18 protein-coding genes and 2 pseudogenes are annotated in these 17,652 nt (G+C 69.0%); 9 read left to right on the top strand and 11 right to left on the bottom strand.

What is annotated here, in order from left to right; translation table 11 throughout:
• Positions 1 to 313 precede the first annotated feature (313 nt).
• The 3 genes from AB8P05_RS02110 to AB8P05_RS02100 all read right to left on the bottom strand — a co-directional run bounded on the left by AB8P05_RS02110 (position 314) and on the right by AB8P05_RS02100 (position 2,193).
• Entirely contained in the window at positions 314 to 718 is a 405-nt protein-coding gene (locus AB8P05_RS02110) for a 1,2-dihydroxy-3-keto-5-methylthiopentene dioxygenase (RefSeq protein WP_472758609.1), read from the bottom strand.
• Entirely contained in the window at positions 682 to 876 is a 195-nt protein-coding gene (locus tag AB8P05_RS02105) for a hypothetical protein (protein WP_472758608.1), read from the bottom strand. Before AB8P05_RS02105 ends, AB8P05_RS02110 begins: the two co-directional genes overlap by 37 nt.
• A 108-nt stretch (positions 877 to 984) precedes the next feature.
• Positions 985 to 2,193: an MFS transporter gene (locus AB8P05_RS02100; protein WP_455171663.1), complete on the bottom strand. Its 1,209-nt coding sequence runs from the start codon at positions 2,191 to 2,193 to the stop codon at positions 985 to 987.
• Positions 2,194 to 2,410: 217 nt separating this feature from the next.
• Here AB8P05_RS02100 and serS point away from each other — a divergent pair, with 217 nt between their 5' ends.
• The 4 genes and pseudogenes from serS to AB8P05_RS02080 all read left to right on the top strand — a co-directional run.
• A complete protein-coding gene (gene serS, locus AB8P05_RS02095; RefSeq protein WP_472758607.1) occupies positions 2,411 to 3,682 on the top strand; it encodes a serine--tRNA ligase in 1,272 nt (423 codons plus the stop codon).
• Complete coding sequence (surE, locus tag AB8P05_RS02090; protein ID WP_472758606.1) at positions 3,682 to 4,464, top strand: 5'/3'-nucleotidase SurE; 783 nt, start codon at positions 3,682 to 3,684, stop codon at positions 4,462 to 4,464. Before serS ends, surE begins: the two co-directional genes overlap by 1 nt.
• Positions 4,461 to 5,114, top strand: coding sequence for a protein-L-isoaspartate(D-aspartate) O-methyltransferase (locus AB8P05_RS02085; RefSeq protein WP_455171660.1), 654 nt, complete (start codon positions 4,461 to 4,463; stop codon positions 5,112 to 5,114). The genes surE and AB8P05_RS02085 overlap by 4 nt, the downstream gene beginning before the upstream one ends.
• Positions 5,111 to 6,250, top strand: a pseudogene (locus AB8P05_RS02080) (LysM peptidoglycan-binding domain-containing protein); the annotation flags it as partial. The gene AB8P05_RS02085 and the pseudogene AB8P05_RS02080, both read left to right, overlap by 4 nt.
• Before the next feature lie 90 nt (positions 6,251 to 6,340).
• Here AB8P05_RS02080 and AB8P05_RS02075 read toward each other — a convergent pair.
• Positions 6,341 to 7,228: pseudogene (locus tag AB8P05_RS02075) on the bottom strand (ATP-binding protein); the annotation flags it as partial.
• A gap of 225 nt (positions 7,229 to 7,453) precedes the next feature.
• Here AB8P05_RS02075 and yajC point away from each other — a divergent pair.
• From yajC to AB8P05_RS02055, 4 genes are all read left to right on the top strand, one after another.
• Entirely contained in the window at positions 7,454 to 7,885 is a 432-nt protein-coding gene (gene yajC, locus AB8P05_RS02070; protein WP_472758605.1) for a preprotein translocase subunit YajC, read from the top strand.
• A gap of 126 nt (positions 7,886 to 8,011) precedes the next feature.
• Positions 8,012 to 9,610: a protein translocase subunit SecD gene (secD, locus tag AB8P05_RS02065; protein ID WP_472758604.1), complete on the top strand. Its 1,599-nt coding sequence runs from the start codon at positions 8,012 to 8,014 to the stop codon at positions 9,608 to 9,610.
• An 11-nt stretch (positions 9,611 to 9,621) separates the two neighbouring features.
• Positions 9,622 to 10,578 (top strand): protein translocase subunit SecF, encoded by a 957-nt coding sequence (gene secF, locus AB8P05_RS02060; RefSeq protein ID WP_455171655.1) that lies wholly within the window; start codon positions 9,622 to 9,624, stop codon positions 10,576 to 10,578.
• Between the two features lie 31 nt (positions 10,579 to 10,609).
• Entirely contained in the window at positions 10,610 to 10,987 is a 378-nt protein-coding gene (locus AB8P05_RS02055) for an Mth938-like domain-containing protein (RefSeq protein WP_472758603.1), read from the top strand.
• Positions 10,988 to 11,063: 76 nt separating this feature from the next.
• Here the strand turns inward: AB8P05_RS02055 and AB8P05_RS02050 are convergent, their stop codons facing one another.
• From AB8P05_RS02050 to AB8P05_RS02030, 5 genes are all read right to left on the bottom strand, one after another.
• Positions 11,064 to 11,657, bottom strand: coding sequence for a superoxide dismutase (locus AB8P05_RS02050; protein WP_063634414.1), 594 nt, complete (start codon positions 11,655 to 11,657; stop codon positions 11,064 to 11,066).
• Between the two features lie 6 nt (positions 11,658 to 11,663).
• Positions 11,664 to 11,975 carry an FAD-dependent oxidoreductase gene (locus AB8P05_RS02045; protein ID WP_472759302.1) on the bottom strand — a complete coding sequence of 104 codons (312 nt, stop codon included), beginning with the start codon at positions 11,973 to 11,975 and terminating at the stop codon, positions 11,664 to 11,666.
• Positions 11,972 to 13,051: a hydroxysqualene dehydroxylase gene (locus AB8P05_RS02040; protein ID WP_472758602.1), complete on the bottom strand. Its 1,080-nt coding sequence runs from the start codon at positions 13,049 to 13,051 to the stop codon at positions 11,972 to 11,974. The genes AB8P05_RS02045 and AB8P05_RS02040 overlap by 4 nt, the downstream gene beginning before the upstream one ends.
• The gene (gene hpnD, locus AB8P05_RS02035; RefSeq protein WP_472758601.1) at positions 13,052 to 13,975 is read right to left on the bottom strand and encodes a presqualene diphosphate synthase HpnD; all 924 of its coding nucleotides are present in this window, start codon (positions 13,973 to 13,975) and stop codon (positions 13,052 to 13,054) included.
• A gap of 70 nt (positions 13,976 to 14,045) precedes the next feature.
• Complete coding sequence (locus AB8P05_RS02030) at positions 14,046 to 14,918, bottom strand: squalene/phytoene synthase family protein (protein WP_455171651.1); 873 nt, start codon at positions 14,916 to 14,918, stop codon at positions 14,046 to 14,048.
• A 123-nt stretch (positions 14,919 to 15,041) separates the two neighbouring features.
• On the opposite strand from AB8P05_RS02030, the gene AB8P05_RS02025 reads away from it, so the two are divergent.
• Complete coding sequence (locus tag AB8P05_RS02025) at positions 15,042 to 15,896, top strand: phytoene/squalene synthase family protein (RefSeq protein ID WP_472758600.1); 855 nt, start codon at positions 15,042 to 15,044, stop codon at positions 15,894 to 15,896.
• Between the two features lie 22 nt (positions 15,897 to 15,918).
• Here the strand turns inward: AB8P05_RS02025 and trmFO are convergent, their stop codons facing one another.
• A complete protein-coding gene (gene trmFO / locus AB8P05_RS02020; protein WP_472758599.1) occupies positions 15,919 to 17,262 on the bottom strand; it encodes a methylenetetrahydrofolate--tRNA-(uracil(54)-C(5))-methyltransferase (FADH(2)-oxidizing) TrmFO in 1,344 nt (447 codons plus the stop codon).
• Between the two features lie 176 nt (positions 17,263 to 17,438).
• A complete protein-coding gene (locus AB8P05_RS02015) occupies positions 17,439 to 17,633 on the bottom strand; it encodes a hypothetical protein (RefSeq protein WP_455171646.1) in 195 nt (64 codons plus the stop codon).
• Between the last annotated feature and the right edge of the window lie 19 nt (positions 17,634 to 17,652).

Below are 17,652 nucleotides of genomic sequence, written 5' to 3'. Positions count from 1 at the left end.
TGATCGGATTTGGAAAAGGGGGAGACGGAAAAAGCCGGTGCGAGCAGCGGCCCCGGGCTGTGAAGCTCCAGGCAACAGCGCGTCGTTTACCGGCTAAAGGGCTACCGTCTCACAGCCCCACCGTGGGCAGCGTACATACTGACCTCCCTCTCGGGACCGACCCACTGGAATGGTCGGTTCTGCCAAAAAGGACGCGGTACGTCGTAGCATAACCACAGAGGGCCATAGGCACGTGCGGGTGCGTCGTGCCGATTGATTTACGCTTTTCCGCCCGCGATTCAAGTGAAATTTTTGGGGCGCGAATAAGGCGGACTCAGGCCGGCTCCACGGCCGCGGGTTCGAACAGGGGAAAGCGCGCGGCGATGGTGTCGCCGGTCGGGCTGGCGACCCAGCCGTCGGGCCGCGTGAAGAAGCGGATCGCGGTGAAGCGGGGCCGCGGCCCCATGTCGAACCAGTGCGGCGTGCCGGCGGGGATGCTCAACAGGTCGCCCGCCTCGCACACCACGCGGAAGACCCGGCGGTCGAGATGGATGTAGAAGGCGCCGGCCCCTTCGACGAAGAATCGTGCCTCGTCCTCGTCATGGGTGTGCTCGTCCAGGAACTTGGCGCGCAGGGCGGCGACGCCCTCCGTCTCCGGCGCGACCCGCACCACGTCGACGGAGCCGAAGCGGCGGGCTTCCTTCAGCGCCCCGACCGGCGCAGCGTAGGCCGCCAGCACCGCCTCGCCGTCGGCGGAGGCGGGCAGGGGGTGCCGGCGGTCCAGCGTTCGAACAGGATGCCGACATGGGCCAGATGCCCGGCCATCAGGGCGGGGTCGGCCGTGCTCAATTCCGGCCGATGGGCGTCGTTTTCCAGATAAACGGTCAGGTGACTCAAGACCCGCACTCCCGCCGAACCAACCTACACAGCCTGAAGTGATGCCGGACGCAACGCAATAAGCGGATTCGCAAGCGCGACCGTTCGCCGCTCCGGTTGGCCGCGCGATCAGCGGCTGCGCTGGAGCCCCGCCGTTACCGCGACCGCGATCAGCAGCAGCAGCCCGACGAAGGCCGCCACCCCGGTCCATCCGTAATCGTGCCAGAACAGCCCGCCCAGCGTCCCGGCCAGCGTGGAGCCCAGATAGTAGCAGAACAGATAGATCGACGACGCCTGACCGCGCGCCGCCGTGGCCCGCCGGCCGATCCAGGCGGACACGATGGAATGGGCGCCGAAGAAAGCGAAGGTGAACAGGGCGATGCCGGGCGCGATGGCGAACAGGCTGTCGATCTCCATCAGGACGAGCCCACCCACCATCAGCGCCACCGCCGTCGCCAAGGTGCGGTTAGACCCGAAGCGGCCCGACCAGCCGCCGAACAGCGGCGAGCTGACGACGCCGAAGCTGTAGACCAGGAACACCGCGCCCACCACCGCCGGCCGCAGCTCGAACGGCGGCTCGCTGAGGCGGAAGCCGATGTAGTTGAAGACGGTGACGAAGCCGCCCATCAGCAGGAACCCGAGCGAGAACAGCCCGAGCAGCGCCGGATCGGTCAGCAGCCGGCGCCAGGCCAGCACCAGCGCCTTCAACCCGGCGGCGCGGCGGACGAAATGGCGCGACGGCGGCAGGGCGAACCAGACCGTGACGGCCGCGGCCACCGCCAGCGCGCCGACCACCCCGACCGCCAACCTCCAGGTGCCGAGATCGGTGACCACCGCGGTCAGCACCCGGCCCGACATGCCGCCGATGGCGGTCCCGCCGATGTAGAGCCCCATGGCGACGCCGGCCGATTTCGGATCGACCTCTTCGGAGACATAGGCCATGGCAACGGCCGGCAGGCCGCTCAGCGCCAGCCCTTCCAGCGCCCGCACCGCCAGGAAGCCGTGCCAGTCCGGCATCAGCGCGCCGACGATGCCCAGCAGGCCGGCGGCGAGCAGGGCCGCAACCATCACCGGCTTGCGTCCGATCCCGTCGGAGATGGCACCCGCCACCAGCAGGGCGCCGGCCAGAACGCCGGTGGTCAGCGACAGCGACAGGCTGGATTCGGCAGGCGTCACGCCGAATTCCCGCACGAAGTCGGGCAGAAGCGGCTGGACGCAATAGAGCGTGGCGAAGGTGGAGAAGCCGGCGACGAACAGGATGCGGCTGGCGCGGCGATAGGCGGGGGTGCCGGCCTGCAGATAGGAAGTTTCGGCACCGGTCTCGATCTCGTCGCGCACGCGCTGGGCTCCGTCATGGGTCTTCGCGCAGCTTGCTGCGGCGCACCCGCGACATTGCCTTGCGGCGCCCCTCCGTTCCAACTGCCGCCGCGGCGCAGCGGCCATGCCGTTCGTGCAGGTCCCTATCAGGAGTGGTGCCGCCGCGGCCTTGCACTGGACCTTGGCCGGGCCGCGCCGTATAACCAGTGCCCCACACAATTCGTTGATTGTTCGAGCCATGCACGACCTTCGCGCCATCCGTGAGAATCCCGAAGCCTTCGACCGCGGCCTTGGCCGCCGCGGACTGGCGCCGATGTCGTCCTCCGTGCTCGACCTCGACGGCCGCCGCCGCGCCGCGCAGACCCAGATGCAGGAGATGCAGGCCCGCCGGAACGAGGCGGCGAAGGAAGTCGGCCTCGCCAAGCGCGAGGGCCGCGACGCCCAGCCGATCCTGGACGAGATGGCGGCCCTGAAGGACCGCCTGCCCCAGGTGGAGGAGGAGGAACGTGCGCTCGGCGCCGAGCTGGAAGCGCTGCTGGCCGGCCTGCCCAACATCCCGGCCGACGACGTGCCGGACGGACCGGACGAGACCGCCAACGTCGAGGTCCGGCGCTGGGGCACCCCGGCCGACATCGCCAACCCCAAGCAGCATTACGAGCTGGGCGAGGCGCTGGGCCTGATGGATTTCGAGGCGGCGGCCCGCATGTCCGGCGCCCGTTTCACCGTTCTGAAGGGCGGGCTGGCCCGTCTGGAGCGCGCTCTCGCCGACTTCATGCTGGACATCCACACGTCCGAGCATGGCTTCACCGAGATCGCGCCGCCGCTGATGGTGCGCGACAACGCCCTGTTCGGCACCGGCCAGCTGCCGAAGTTCGAGGAGGATCTGTTCAAGACCACCTCCAGCGACCATTACCTGATCCCGACCAGCGAGGTGCCGCTGACCAATCTGGTCAACGACCAGATCGTGGCGGCTGAGGAACTGCCGCTGCGCTACACCGCGCTGACCCCCTGCTTCCGCGCGGAAGCCGGCTCGGCCGGGCGCGACACCCGCGGCATGATCCGCCAGCACCAGTTCTGGAAGGTGGAGATGGTCGCCATCACCGCGCCGGAACAGTCGGAGGACGAGCACCAGCGCATGACCCGCTGCGCCGAAACGATCCTGGAACGGCTGGGCCTGCCCTACCGCACCATCGTGCTGTGCACCGGCGACATGGGCTTCTCCTCGCGCAAGACCTATGACGTCGAGGTCTGGCTGCCGGGCCAGAACGCCTACCGCGAGATCTCCAGCGTGTCCAATTGCGGAGATTTCCAGGCGCGGCGGATGAAGGCCCGTTGCCGTGCCAAGGGCGAGAAGCAAACTCAATTCGTGCACACCCTCAACGGATCGGGTGTGGCGGTCGGGCGCTGCCTGATCGCGGTGCTGGAGAACTACCAGCAGCCCGACGGTTCGATCCTGATCCCGGAAGCGCTCCGCCCCTATATGCGCGGAGTGGAGAGGATTTCCATCTGATGTTCAACCTGCCGCTCGACCTGTCCCAGACGCGCATCCTCGTCACCAACGACGACGGCATCCACGCGCAGGGATTGAAGGTCCTGGAAGCCATCGCGCGCGAACTGTCCGACGACGTCTGGGTGGTGGCGCCGGAGATGGAGCAGTCGGCGGCCAGCCATTCGCTGACCATCAACCGGCCGCTGCGCCTGCGCAAGCTGGACGAGCGCCGCTACACCGTCGACGGCACGCCGACCGACTGCGTTCTGCTGGCGGTCAATCATGTGATGCGGGACGCCCGTCCGACGCTGGTGCTGTCCGGCGTCAACCAGGGCTCCAACATCGGCGAGGACGTGACCTACTCCGGCACCATCGCCGCGGCGATGGAGGCGACGCTGCTGAACGTGCCGGCCATCGCCATGAGCCAGCATTACGAGCCGGGCCAGCCCATCGACTGGTCCGCCGCCGCCGCCCATGGGGCGGAGGTGGTGCGCAAGGCGGTGACGGTGGCCTGGCCGAAGAACGTGCTGCTGAACGTCAATTTCCCGGCCCGCCCGGCCGAGGAGGTGACGGGCATCCAGGTGGTGCGCCACGGCAAGCGCAAGATCGGCGACGAGCTGTTCGAGCGTGTCGATCCGCGCGGCAAGCCCTATATCTGGATCGGCACGCTGCGCGGCGAGGCCGACGTGTCCGACGACACCGACATCCATGTCGTCTTCAACGGCGGCATCTCGGTGACGCCGATCTATCTCGACCTGACCCACACGCCGACGCTGCAGACGTTGAAGCAGGCTTTCGTGTGACCTACAACCCGCGCAAGATCCGCTTGCTGATGGCCCTTCGCGGGGCCGGCGTCACCGACACCAAGGTGTTGGCGGCCATCGAGCGGATCCCGCGCGAGCTGTTCGTCCCGGACGCCTTCCAGGACCGGGCGTGGGAGGATACGGCGCTGCCGATCGACCTGGGCCAGACCATCAGCCAGCCGCTGGTGGTCGGCCTGATGACCCAGGCGCTGGAGTTGCACCCCCGGCACCTCGTGCTGGAGGTCGGCACCGGTTCCGGCTATCAGGCGGCGGTGCTGTCCCGGCTTTGCCGCCGGGTCTTCACCATCGAACGGCTGAAGCCCCTGCTGGGCGAGGCGGAGGCCCGGTTCAAGGCGCTGGGCATCGGCAACATCACCACGCGGCTCGGCGACGGGACGCGGGGCTGGCCGGAACAGGCGCCCTTCGCACGCATACTGGTCACGGCCGCCGGCGGGCCGGAACCGCCAAAAGACTTGACGGATCAACTCGCCGTTGGTGGTGTCATGGTCATTCCGCTGGGGACCGATCACCGCGACCAAAGGGTGGTGCGTTTCCGGCGATCCGAAGCTGGCCTTATCCGGGAGGACCTGTGGCCCGTCCGTTTCGTTCCGCTGCTGTCCGACCCGCCACCACCGGTCCGTTCCGCATGAGACCCGTCATGTCCGCACGCCTTCTGCCGGCCCTGGCCCTGTCCGCCGCCGTCCTGGCACTCGGTGCCTGCGAACGGGTGGGCGGGCTGGCTCCCTTCACCCATGTCTCCGAAACGCCGGATTCGGCCGGCGGAGCCATCACGGTGCAGAAGGGCGACAGCGCCTACAGTCTGTCCCGCCGCTACAATGTGCCGCTGCGCGACCTGATCGAGGCCAACAAGCTGGCCCCGCCCTACCGGCTGGAGGTCGGCCAGCGGCTGATCCTGCCGACCTCGCGCCAGTACATCGTGCAGAAGGGCGACAGCCTCTACAGCATCTCGCGGATGCACAATGTGGATGTCAGCGAACTGACGCGGCTGAACAACCTGTCGCCACCCTATGCGGTGCAGGCCGGCCAGCCCCTGCGCCTGCCGGGTGCCAACGACGGCAGCGGCACCATGGTGGCGTCGGGGGCTGCCTCCGGCGGTGCGGTGCCGCTCACGCCGCAAGGCTCCCCGGCCGGGCGCGGTTCGGTCCAATCGGCGGAACTTCCGCCCCCGGGTTCGCCGTCCTCGCCGTCCGGCGGCATCTCCGCTACGCCGCTGCCGCCGCCGTCGAAGCCGGCCGGCACTGCCGAGCCGGCGCCGGCCCAGATCGCGCAGGCTCCCGCGGGCGACACCACCTATCAGCCGGGACAGGCGCCGACCATGCTGCGCCCGCCCGGCGCCAAGCCGACGCCGACCCCGATCCCGGCCCCCTCTGCGGCTCCCTCTGCGGCACCCGCTCCGCAGCAGGAAGTCGCCACCGCTCCGCCGCCCAAGCCGGAGCCGAAGGCCGAGGCCGCGACCCCGCCGCGCGGCGGCGCCCGCTTCCTGTGGCCGGTGAAGGGCAAGCTGATTTCCGGATTCGGGCCGAAGCCCGACGGGTTGCACAATGACGGCCTGAACATCGCGGCGCCGAAGGGCACCGCGGTGGTCGCCGCTGACAACGGCGTGGTCGCCTATGCCGGCAATGAATTGCGCGGCTTCGGCAACCTGCTGCTGCTGAAGCACTCTGATGGCTGGATCACCGCCTACGCCCATCTCGACAAGATCGAGGTGGAGCGCGGCGCCACGGTGAAGCGGGGGCAGGTGATCGCCCGGGTCGGCCAGACCGGCGGCGTCTCCTCGCCCCAGCTCCATTTCGAACTGCGCAAGGGCAGTCAGGCCGTCGACCCGAGCGATCAGATGGACCGCAAGGTCAGCGAAGGGCTTCCCGAGGCGGCCAGCCAGGTCCTGGATGAACTGCCAAGCCACCCGGCCCGACCGGCTTCCGCGCGTGACCGACCACTCCACGGCTTCCGCGCGCAGTTGGTCGCCCGGGATGTCCAGGCCGTAATGGCCGACATAGCCCTCGATCATGGCGAAATAGGTGTCCTGGTCGCAGTTGTGGAAGCCCAGCCACAGCCCGAAGCGGTCGGACAGCGACACCTTCTCTTCCACCGCCTCCGCCGGGTTGATGGCGGTCGACCGCTCGTTCTCGATCATGTCGCGCGGCATCAGGTGGCGGCGGTTGGAGGTGGCGTAGAACACCACATTGTCCGGCCGCCCCTCGATCCCGCCGTCCAGCACCGCCTTCAGCGACTTGTAATGCGCGTCGTCATGGTCGAAGGACAGATCGTCGCAGAACAGGATGAAGCGGCGCGGCTCGCCCTTCAGCCGCGACAGCAGGCGGGGCAGGGTGGGGATGTCCTCCCGGTGGATTTCGACCAACGCCAGCTCGCCCGGCCGTTCCGCGCAGACGGCGGCATGGGCGGCCTTGACCAGCGAGCTTTTGCCGGTGCCGCGCGCGCCCCACAGCAGGGCGTTGTTGGCTGGAAGGCCGGCGGCGAAACGCCGCGTGTTGTCCAGCAGGATCTCCCGCTGCCGCTCGATCCCCTGCAGAAGCAGGATGTCGACGCGGTTGACCGCCGGAGCCGGCTCCAGCCGGTCGGGATCGGGGTGCCAGGTGAAGGCGTCGGCCGCGGTGAAGTCCAGTGGGCGGTCCGGCGGCGGGGCCAGCCGTTCCAGCGCCTCCGCGATGCGGGTCAGCAGCGGAATCAGGGCCTGATCGGCACCGGAGGGGCCAGCACCGGAGCCAGTGATGGATTGCGACATAATTCTCCGGATATTTTTTCTGGATGTTCCATGGAAAGCGGGCGCCTGCGCAGCCATCTTTCCGACGCCATCGCACCGTAGCACAGCAAGGCAAGCACACAAGCCGTGGCGGACCCGCGGATTGTGGCGCATCACCATTGCATCCCGGTCATGGGCGTTTATAGTCGCGGCGTCCCGGCGGAACGCCGATCCGGTGCCGAGACCAAACCTGTAAGGAGCTTCCAGATGTTCGTTTCGACGGCTTATGCACAGACGGCGGCGCCGGCTGGCGGCGGCGGTGACATGCTCGTCCAGTTTCTGCCGCTGATCCTGATCTTCGTCGTCTTCTACTTCCTGCTGATCCGCCCGCAGCAGAAGAAGATGAAAGAGCATAAGGCCATGCTGGCGGCCATCCGCCGCGGCGACCGCGTCGTGACCGGCGGCGGCATCATCGGCGTCGTCACCAAGGTCGCCGACGACGAACTGACCGTCGAAATCGCCGAGAACGTGCGCGTGCGCTGCCTGCGCTCCACCGTGAACCTCGTTCTGGCCAAGACCGAGCCGGCCGGCAAGTCCGGCGGCGACGCCACCCCGGCCGCCACCACCGCGGAAGGCGAGGCCAAGCCGGCCGACGCTCCCGCCGCCGGCGGCATCGGCAAGCTGTTCGGCCGCAAGTAAGCCGCAGCCGGGTTCCTCTCACGCGGGCCAGCCCGAAGGCGCTTCCCATCCGGACCGGCCGGCCGCCGCATGACCGCGGCGGACCGGCCGTCCCGGCTTGGGTGTCTGATCGGATTCGAGTGACGCATGCTCTATTTTTCGCGCTGGAAGATTTACCTGATCCTGGCGACCTGCATCGCCGGCTTCATCATGATGCTGCCCAACTTCCTGGGCCGTGACACGCTGGCGGCGCTGCCGTCCTGGTATGCGAACAGCAAGGTGTCGCTTGGCCTCGACCTGCGCGGCGGATCGCATCTGTTGCTCGAGGTCGACATGGCCACCGTCATCCGCGACCGGGTGGAAGGGCTGGTCGACGGCGCCCGGCAGCAGCTGCGCACCGCCAATGTCGGCTACACCGCGCTGAACGCCGGCGATCGCGCCGTGACCGTCCAGCTGCGCGACCCGGCCCAGGCCGATGCGGCCGTGAAGGCGCTCCGCCAGCTCGCCACCCCGGTGGGCGGTACGGCGCTGGGCGGCGGGCAGCCTGACCTGACCGTGTCGGTCGACGGCGGCACGGTGACCGTGGCGCTGAGCGAGGTCGCGCTGCGCGACCGCGCCACCCAGGCCATCGAGCAGTCGATCGAGATCGTCCGCCGCCGCATCGACGAGACCGGCGTGAACGAGCCGACCATCGCCCGCCAGGGCACCGACCGCATCCTGGTCCAGCTGCCCGGCGTGGAGGATCCCGACCGGATCAAGCGCCTGCTCGGCACCACGGCCAAGATGACCTTCCGGCTGGTCGACGTGAACGCCGACCCCAACAGCGGCCGCGCCCCTCCGGGATCGGAGATCCTGCCGTCCACCGAGGGCGACCGCTACCAGTCGAAATACGTCATCCGCAAGAAGGTCGAGGTCGACGGCGCCACGCTGCAGAACGCGTCCGCCGGCACCAACCCGCAGACCGGCGAATGGGTGGTGAACTTCGAGTTCAACACCGCGGGCGCCAACCGCTTCGCCGAAGTGACCCGGCAGAATGTCGGCCGGCCCTTCGCCATCGTGCTCGACAACAAGGTGATCAGCGCGCCCGTGATCCGCGAGCCGATCACCGGCGGACGCGGCCAGATCAGCGGCAACTTCACCGCCGCCAACGCCAACGACCTCGCCGTGCTGCTGCGCGCCGGCGCCCTGCCGGCTCCGCTGAAGGTGATCGAGGAGCGGACCGTCGGTCCCGACCTGGGCGCCGACTCGATCCGCGCCGGCCTGACCTCCGTCGCCGTCGGCTTCGCCATGGTCTGCGTCTACATGATCGCGTGCTATGGGCTGTTCGGCGCCTTCGCCTGCTTCGCGCTGTTCGTCAACATCGTGCTGACGCTGGCGGCGCTGTCGCTGCTGCAGGCCACGCTGACGCTGCCGGGCATCGCCGGCATCCTGCTGTCTCTGGGTCTTGCCGTTGACGCCAACATCCTGATCAACGAGCGCATCCGTGAGGAGACGAAGAAGGGCCGGGGCGTCTTCGCATCGATGGAGGCCGGCTTCAGCCGCGCCTACAGCACGATCGTCGACTCCAACCTGACGACGGCCATCAAGATGGCGCTGCTGTTCATCTTCGGCACCGGCGCCATCAAGGGCTTCGCCGTCACCATCACCTTCGGCATCCTCATCTCCATGTTCACCGCCACGGTGCTGGTGCGCCTGATGATGGTGACGTGGCTGCGCCGGACGCGTCCGGCCGTGTTGCCGGTCTGAGAGGTCTTCCGATGTTCCATCTCCGCCTCGTCCCCGACAACACCAAGATCCCCTTCATGAACGGCCGCATCGCCGGCCTCGTCGTGTCGGCGGTTCTGTCCATCGCGTCGGTCATCCTGTTCTTCCATCCCGGCCTGAATTACGGCATCGACTTCCGCGGCGGCATCGTCATCGAAGCGCGCACGCCGCAGGCCGCGGATTTCGCCTCGCTGCGCCATACCCTGTCCGGCCTCGGCATGGGGCAGGTGGCGCTGCAGGAGTTCGGGTCGCCCCAGGACGTGCTGATCCGCCTGGAACGCCAGCCCGGCGACGATGCCGCCCAGCAGGTTGCCGCCGACAAGGTGCGCAACACGCTGGCCGAAGCCGTCCCCGGCACCCAGGTGCGCCGCGTCGAAGCCGTCGGCGCGTCGGTCAGCGGCGAGCTGTTCGCCAACGGCATGCTGGCGCTCGGCCTCGCCATGGTGGCGATGCTGGTCTACATCTGGTTCCGCTTCGAATGGCAGTTCGGCTTCGGCGCCGTGGTGACGCTGTTGCTGGACATCACCAAGATCATCGGCTTCTACGCCATCACCGACATGCAGTTCAATCTGACGGCGGTGGCGGCGATCCTGACGGTCATGGGCTATTCTGTGAACGACAAGGTCGTGGTCTATGACCGCATGCGCGAGAATCTGCGCATCTACAAGAAGATGCCGCTGCGCGACCTGATCGACCTGTCGATCAACGAGACGCTGAACCGCACGGTCGGCACCTCTGTCTGTACGCTGCTGTCGATCATCCCGCTGGCGCTGTTCGGTGGCGAGGCCCTGCAGGACTTCGGCATCGTGCTGATCTTCGGCGTTATCCTTGCGACCAGCTCGTCCGTGTTCATCGCGGCACCCATCTTGCTGTTCCTCGGCGAGAACCGCCTGCGGCGCGGCAACCCGACCGATGCGGCGCCGGGCAACACTCCGGCGACCACGCCGTAACGCCGGGCGACAGACGTAAGGAGAGGGCAGCATGGCCGACATCATGCCGATGATCCCGTCCGACCGTCAGGTCATCGACGGCTACGGTCCGGGGCAGTTCTGCGTCTCCGGCCAATGGCGGGTCGGCGCGGTCGTCGTGCTGCCCGACCGCACCCAGGCGTGGGAGGCGACCGACGCCGCCTCCCTGACCCTGGAGGACTTCGCCATGGTGCTGGCCGCCGATCCGAAGGTGGAGATCCTTCTGCTCGGCACCGGCCCGACCATGAAGATAATCCCGAAGGCGCTTCGCCAGAGCCTGCGCGAGCAGGGGATTGTGGTGGAGCCGATGGACAGCCGCGCCGTCTGCCGGACCTACAACGTCCTGCTGGCCGAAGGTCGGCGGGTGGCTGCGGCGATGTTGCCGGTTTAGAAGCAGGACACGGTTCCGGAAACGACAAAGGCGCCCTTTCGGGCGCCTTTGCTTTTTCAACCTTCGACGGGAAGGATCACGCGGCCAGCTGCTCGGCGGCGAAGTCCCAGTTGGCGAGGTTGTCGATGACGGCCTTCACGAAGTCGGCGCGGCGGTTCTGGAAGTCGACGTAGTAGGCATGCTCCCACACGTCGATGGTGAACAGCGGCTTGTGGCCGTGCGCCAGCGGGGTGTCGGCGTTGCCGGTCTTGCCGATCTTCAGCTTGTCGCCGTCCAGGTACAGCCAGGCCCAGCCGGAACCGAACTGGGTCAGGGCGGCCTGGGTCAGCTCTTCCTTGAACTTCTCGACGCTGCCGAAGTCGGCGACGATGCGCTGCTCCAGGGCCGCCGGCATCTTGCCGCCATCCTTCTTCAGGCACTGCCAGAAGAAGGTGTGGTTCCACACCTGGGCGGCGTTGTTGAAGATGCCGACCTTGGAGGCGTCGCCGGCCGAGGCCTTGATGACCTCTTCCAGGCTGGCGTCGGCCAGGGGGGTGTCCTTGGTCAGGTTGTTCAGGTTGGTGACGTAGGTCTGGTGGTGCTTGTCGTGGTGCAGGTGCAGCGTCTCCGACGAGATGTACGGAGCCAGAGCGTCGTACGCATACGGAAGCGGCGGAAGTTCGAACGCCATTTTAATTCACCCTCTCTTCTTTGATTGTCCTTCCGGGCCGGGCCTTGCGAGCACGGCACCTCCGTCCGTCCAAATAGGCCGATGACGGAAGCTTGTGAAGGCCGGAAACGGTCTCAAGCGACGTATAGGGTTATTTCCGTTCGACAAAGCGGCCTCCGCCGCCCGGTTTCCCGAGCGTACGGCGGCCTCCAACGTGGCTGGAAGCCCCGTTTCCGTCCAGTCTCCGGCCAGCGTCAGGTGGCGCCAGCGCGTGCGCGGTCCCGGCCGGCGTGCGACCGAGTCGGGCGACTGGTCGGGCGTCGCCCGCCGCTCCTTCACCACGCGGAAGGGCCGAATCGGCCCCCGAGTCGCGGCTCCAGGCCGAGCCGCGGGGCGACCTCCGCCCAGAGCGTCGTGGCGGCTTCCTCGGCCGGAAGCCCGGCCAGCGCGTCGGCGTCGCTGACGGTGATGGACAGCAGGTCGTCGCGGGCGAACAGCCACTCCGCCGTTCCGCCAACCAATCCCAGGAAGGGCAGGCCGCCGGGCAGCCGCACCGGGCCGTCCAGCCGGACATGCAGGTTGACGATGGCCGCGCCCGGCGGCGGCGCGGTCAGGCCGGGCACCAGCCGCTCCGCCGCCCAGGCCGGCGCGGCGACGATCACCGCATCGGCCGGGCCGAGCGTCACCGCACTGCCGCCGGCGGAGAAGCCGGTCACGCGGTCGCCGTCGAAGCTCAGCCCGTCCACCCGTGCGCCGAGATGCAGGGTGGCTCCCGCCGCCCGCAGCCGGGCCAACGCCGGATCGACGAAGGCGGCGGACAGGCCGCGCGGTGCCAGAACCGGGCGGCAAGCCGCCTCGCCGCGCAGCAGCGTCTCGCGCAGGACCGCACCGAAGAGGCGGGCCGAGACCCGCTCCACCGGTCCGTTGAGGGCGGAGACCGCCAGCGGGCGCCACAGCGGCTCGAACAGCCGGCCGTCGGGCCGCAGGCGATCGGCGACCGACTGGTCCTTGCGGGCGGTCAGGGTGCGCAGGGCGGCGAGATAGTCCAGCGGCCGGCTTCCCGGAACCCGACGCGCCGGATCGAACAGCCACAGCCCGCCCGGCCGCAAGGTCCAGGTGGCGCCGTCGCGCAGGTCCAGGAAGGGGAAGGCCGCCGGGCGGACCTCCTCCAGGGCATCGGCGCCGCCGGTGCGCCGGGCATAGTCGAGAAGATCCCGATTGCCGCTGAGCACCATATGGCTGCCGTTGTCAATGGAGCGGCCCAGCGTGGCGTCGTGGAAGCTGCGACAGCGTCCGCCGGCCTGCGGGGCCTGCTCATACACCACCACGCGCCGGCCGGCCTCCGCCAGCCGGACGGCGGCAGCCAGCCCGGCCAGCCCGGCGCCGATCACATGGACGGTCTGGGCTGCGGTCATTCAGGTGGCCGGCGGAAAGCCGAGCATGCAGCGCACCGCGACCCAGGCGCTCTCCCGCCGCCCGACCCGGACGCGGGCGTTCAGGTCGCGCCAACCGGCCGCGCGCAGGCGCCGCAGCAGCCGGTGATACAGCACCATCATCGCCGTCGCCGCCCAGAGCGAGCCCCGCGCCTGTCCGCCGATCGCCGCCCGCGCCTCGGCGAAGCGGGTCTCCGCGAGGTCCGCCAGCGCCTCGCAGGCACGGGGCAGGGCGGGGTGGGCCAGCACCTCCGCCGGCCGGTCGGCGGTGATGCCAGCGGCCAGCAGCAGTTCGCGCGGCAGGTAGAGCCGGCCGAGTTCGGCGTCCTCGGCCAGATCGCGCAGGATGTTGGTCAGCTGCAGGGCCTCGCCCAGCGCCAGGGCGAAGCGTTCTGTGGCGGGATCGGCGCGGTCGAAGACGCGGATCGCCAGCATGCCGACGGCGCCGGCGACGCGGCGGCAATAGAGGCGCAGGGCATCGAGATCGGGCGCGCGCATACCGCCGGACGCCTCTCCCGCCACATCCATCGCCATGCCGTCGATCAGCGCCTCGAACTCCGTCCTCGGCAGGCCGTAGCGTTCGATGGCGCCCTTCAGCGCGGCGGTCAGCGGGCCGTTGGGCGCGCCGCCGACATAGAGGTCGCGGATATCCCGGCGCCAGACGTCGAGCGCCGCACGCTTGTCGGCCGGCTCTCCCGGCTCGTCGGCGATGTCGTCGATGCGGCGGCAGAAGGCATAGATGGCGAACATCGCCGCCCGCTTGGACGCGGGCAGCAGACGCATCGGCCAGTAGAAGGTGCTGCCCGATTTGGCAGTGACGGCCGATGCCGTATCGGGAGCCTTCTTGTCCGGCACTGTCGTGGACACCGGTTCCAGCGGGGCCGTCTCCAGCGGCGGAGGGGTCATCTGTCGCATCCTGGGCATTGCACGCGGGGACGTGCCTGGCGGTGCACGTCGTGACGTGTGGCCCCGGAGTTTATGCGGCGGAGAAGCTCCGCGCCAGCCCCCGCGCCACCGCCGCGAGCTTGTGATGCGCGCCCAGCGTCACCCGCGCCTTCATCGGGTCGCGCGCCTTCAGCCGCCGCGACAGCGATTCGGCGAGGCTCAGGATCACCGCCGCCTCCATCCGCAGCCCACGGTGCTGGATCAGGCCGGGCAGGGCGGCGGCCCGTTCCAGCAGCCGATCGGTATGCTCCAGCGCCTGATCGAAGATGGCGCGCATGCGGACGTCGCTTTCGCACTCCACCATACGCTCGACGCTGATCCCGGCATCGTCGAACCAGACCAGCGGGATGTAGCAGCGGCCGAGCTGGGTCCAGTCCTCCCGCGCGTCCTGCAGGTGGTTCAGCACCTGCAGGGCGGAGCAGAGCGCGTCGGAGGCCGGCCCGGCGGCTACCCCCTCGCCATGCAGCTCCAGCAGATAGCGGCCGACCGGGTTGGCGGAGAAGCGGCAGTAGAGCAGCAGGTCGCTCCAGCTGTGGCAGCGGGCGCCGACCGCGTCGCGGCGGAAGGCGCGCAGCACCTGCCGGGCGTGGCGGTCGCTGACGCCGGTCTTCTGCAGGCTCTCGCGCAGCTCGGTCGCCGGCTTCAGGTAGGCGTGCTTGGCTTGGCCGGAGGTCAGCGCCCGTTCAAGCGCCTCCAGATAGGCCAGCTTGGTCTCGGGTTCGAGATCGGGATCGTCGGCGATGTCGTCGGCCAGCCGCACGAAGCGGTAGAAGGCGATCACATGCGGGCGCAGGTGTTTCGGGATCAGGCGGGAAGCGACCGGGAAATTCTCCCCCGTCTCGTCCTTGCGGGCGACCGGGCCGGTCTTGCGGGTCTTCGTCGGGGCGATGTTGAAATCCGTCATGGGATCCCTGCCTGCTGCGCGTCGGGGCTGGCGATGCGACCTTGTGTGCTTCATATAGGCGTGGCAACAGGCTTTGGCCCGTCCTTCCTCTGATCCTCCCCTCTTTTTCCAATCAGGCATCCCATGGTGAAGGCTGCGACCGACCTGTCCTATTGCGGACGGGAGGTTCGGAAATATGACAACGACCACTTTCTGGCAGGTCTGTTCGTTCCCGCCGACAGGCGAGAGGCGATGTTCGCCCTCTACGCCTTCAACCTGGAGATCGCGAAGACCCGTGAGGTCGTCAGCGAACCGATCCTGGGCCAGATGCGGCTTCAATTCTGGCGCGACGGCATAGAGGCCGTCTATGAGGATGGACCCGTACCCCGCCATGGCGTGATGGACCCGCTGGCCGAGGCCGCCCGCGGGCTGGGGCTGAGCCGGGCCCTGTTCGACCGGCTGATCGACGCGCGCGAAGCCGACCTGGACGACACGCCGCCGGCCGACCTGACCTGCCTCGTCAACTATGCCGAGGTGACCGGGGCGCCGCTGGTGCAACTCGCGTTGGAGATTCTCGGCGTGCGCGACGAGGCGGCAATGGCGGCCGGGCGCCATGTCGGGATCGCCTATGCCCTTGCCGGCATCCTGCGCGCCGCCCCCTTCCTGGCCCGCCAGCATCGCCAGCGCCTGCCGGAGGACCTGATGCAGCGCCATGGCGCGAAAAGCGAGGACCTGTTCGCCGGCCGCTCCGCGCCGGAACTGCGGCCGGTGGTGGGCGAGATCGCCGACGTGGCGCGCCGGCATCTGGCCGAGGCGCGCGCCCTGCGCCGGGATGTGCCGAAGGCGGCGGTGCCGGCGCTGCTGCCGGCGACGCTGGCCGACCTGCATCTCGGCGTGATCGCGCGGGAGGGCAACGACGTGTTCGCCCCGCGCGTGCTGCTGCCCAACCCGTTCCGGCAACTGCGGCTGGGCTGGGCGGCGATGCGCGGGCGCTACTGACGCCCGCGCGCCTTCAGGCCCGTCAGTCCTTCAGCCAGCCATCCAGGTCGGCAAGCGCCCGGCGGGTGTAGGCCAGCTTGCGGTCGCGGCCGCGGATCTTGTCGTCCACCGGCGGGAACAGGCCGAAATTAACGTTCATCGGCTGGTAGGTCTCCGCCTCCGCCCCACCGGTGATGTGGCCGAGGATGGCGCCGAGCGCCGTGGTGACCGGCGGCCTGGCGATCTCCTGGCCCAGCCGCTCCGCCGCGGCGAAACGGCCGGCGAGCAGACCGACGGCAGCACTCTCCACATAGCCCTCGCAGCCGGTGACCTGCCCGGCGAAGCGCAGGCGGGGCAGCGACTTCAGCCGCAGGGCGCCGTCCAGCAGGCGGGGGCTGTTGAGGAAGGTGTTGCGGTGCATGCCGCCCAGCCGGGCGAACTCGGCATTCTCCAGCCCGGGGATCATGCGGAAGATGCGCGCCTGTTCGGCGTGGCGCAGCTTGGTCTGGAAGCCGACGAGGTTGTAGAGCGTGCCCAGCGCATTGTCCTGGCGCAGCTGGACCACCGCATAGGGGCGGCGTTCCGGCTTGTGCGGGTTGGTCAGGCCCACCGGCTTCATCGGACCGTAGCGCAGGGTGTCGACGCCGCGTTCGGCCATCACCTCGATCGGCAGGCAGCCTTCGAAGTAGGGGGTGTTCTTCTCCCACTCCTTGAAGTCGAGCTTCTCGCCCTCGATCAGGGCGGCGATGAAGGCGCGGTACTCGTCCTTCTCGAAGGCGCAGTTGATGTAGTCCTTGCCGGTGCCGCCGGGGCCGGGCTTGTCGTAGCGCGACTGGAACCACGCCTTCGACAGGTCGATGCTCTCCAGATAGACGATGGGGGCGATGGCGTCGAAGAAGGCCAGCGATTCCTCGCCGGTGTGGTCGCGCACGGCATCGGCCAGGGCGGGGGAGGTGAGGGGGCCGGTGGCGACGATGACGCTGTCCCACTCCTCCGGCGGCAGGCCGGCGACCTCCTCGCGCTGGAGGGTGATGAGCGGGTGGCTGGCGATGGCCTCCGTCACCGCATCGGCGAAGCCGTCGCGGTCCATGGCCAGCGCGCCGCCGGCCGGCACCTTGTGGGCATCGGCGCAGCGCAGGATCAGCGAGCCGCAGCGCCGCATCTCCTCATGCAGCAGCCCCACCGCGTTGTATTCGGCGTCGTCCGACCGGAAGGAGTTGGAGCAGACCAGCTCCGCCAGCTTGTCGGTATCGTGGGCCTCGGTCTTGCGGACCGGCCGCATCTCGTGCAGCACGACGGGCACGCCGCGCGAGGCGAGCTGCCAGGCGGCTTCCGATCCGGCGAGACCGCCGCCGATGACGTGGACGGGGCGAAGGGTGTCGGTCATTGAGACGATGTTCCAGACAAAAGACTGCGGATGATTTGCGCGCAATCTAGGCTGTCTCTTCCCAAAACGACAGTCCTCAAACGGCGGCATCCCAACACAGATCGGCCGGCCTCCACAGGGAAGGCCGGCCGCAAGTCGATCAGGAGTCAATCAGAACCGTGTCGTCGAGCGAGCGCTCACTCGCTCTTGGTCGTCGTGCTGCGCTCGATGGTCGTGGAACCGGTCGGGGCCGGGGCCGCGGTGGTCGAGCCGTAGCTGGGCGTGGTGGTCGTCGTGGTCGTCGTGCTGGTGGTGGTGCCGTCGGAGCCGCAGGCCGCCAGCAACAGCGCGGCGCCCAGGGCGGCGCCGACACCGGTCAGAATCGTCTTCATGCTCCCATCTCCCATGCAG

This window comes from Azospirillum sp. VT-I1 (assembly GCF_055698305.1).
Note: the sequence above shows the minus strand (reverse complement) of the source record. Positions and strands in the feature narration are given on the sequence as shown.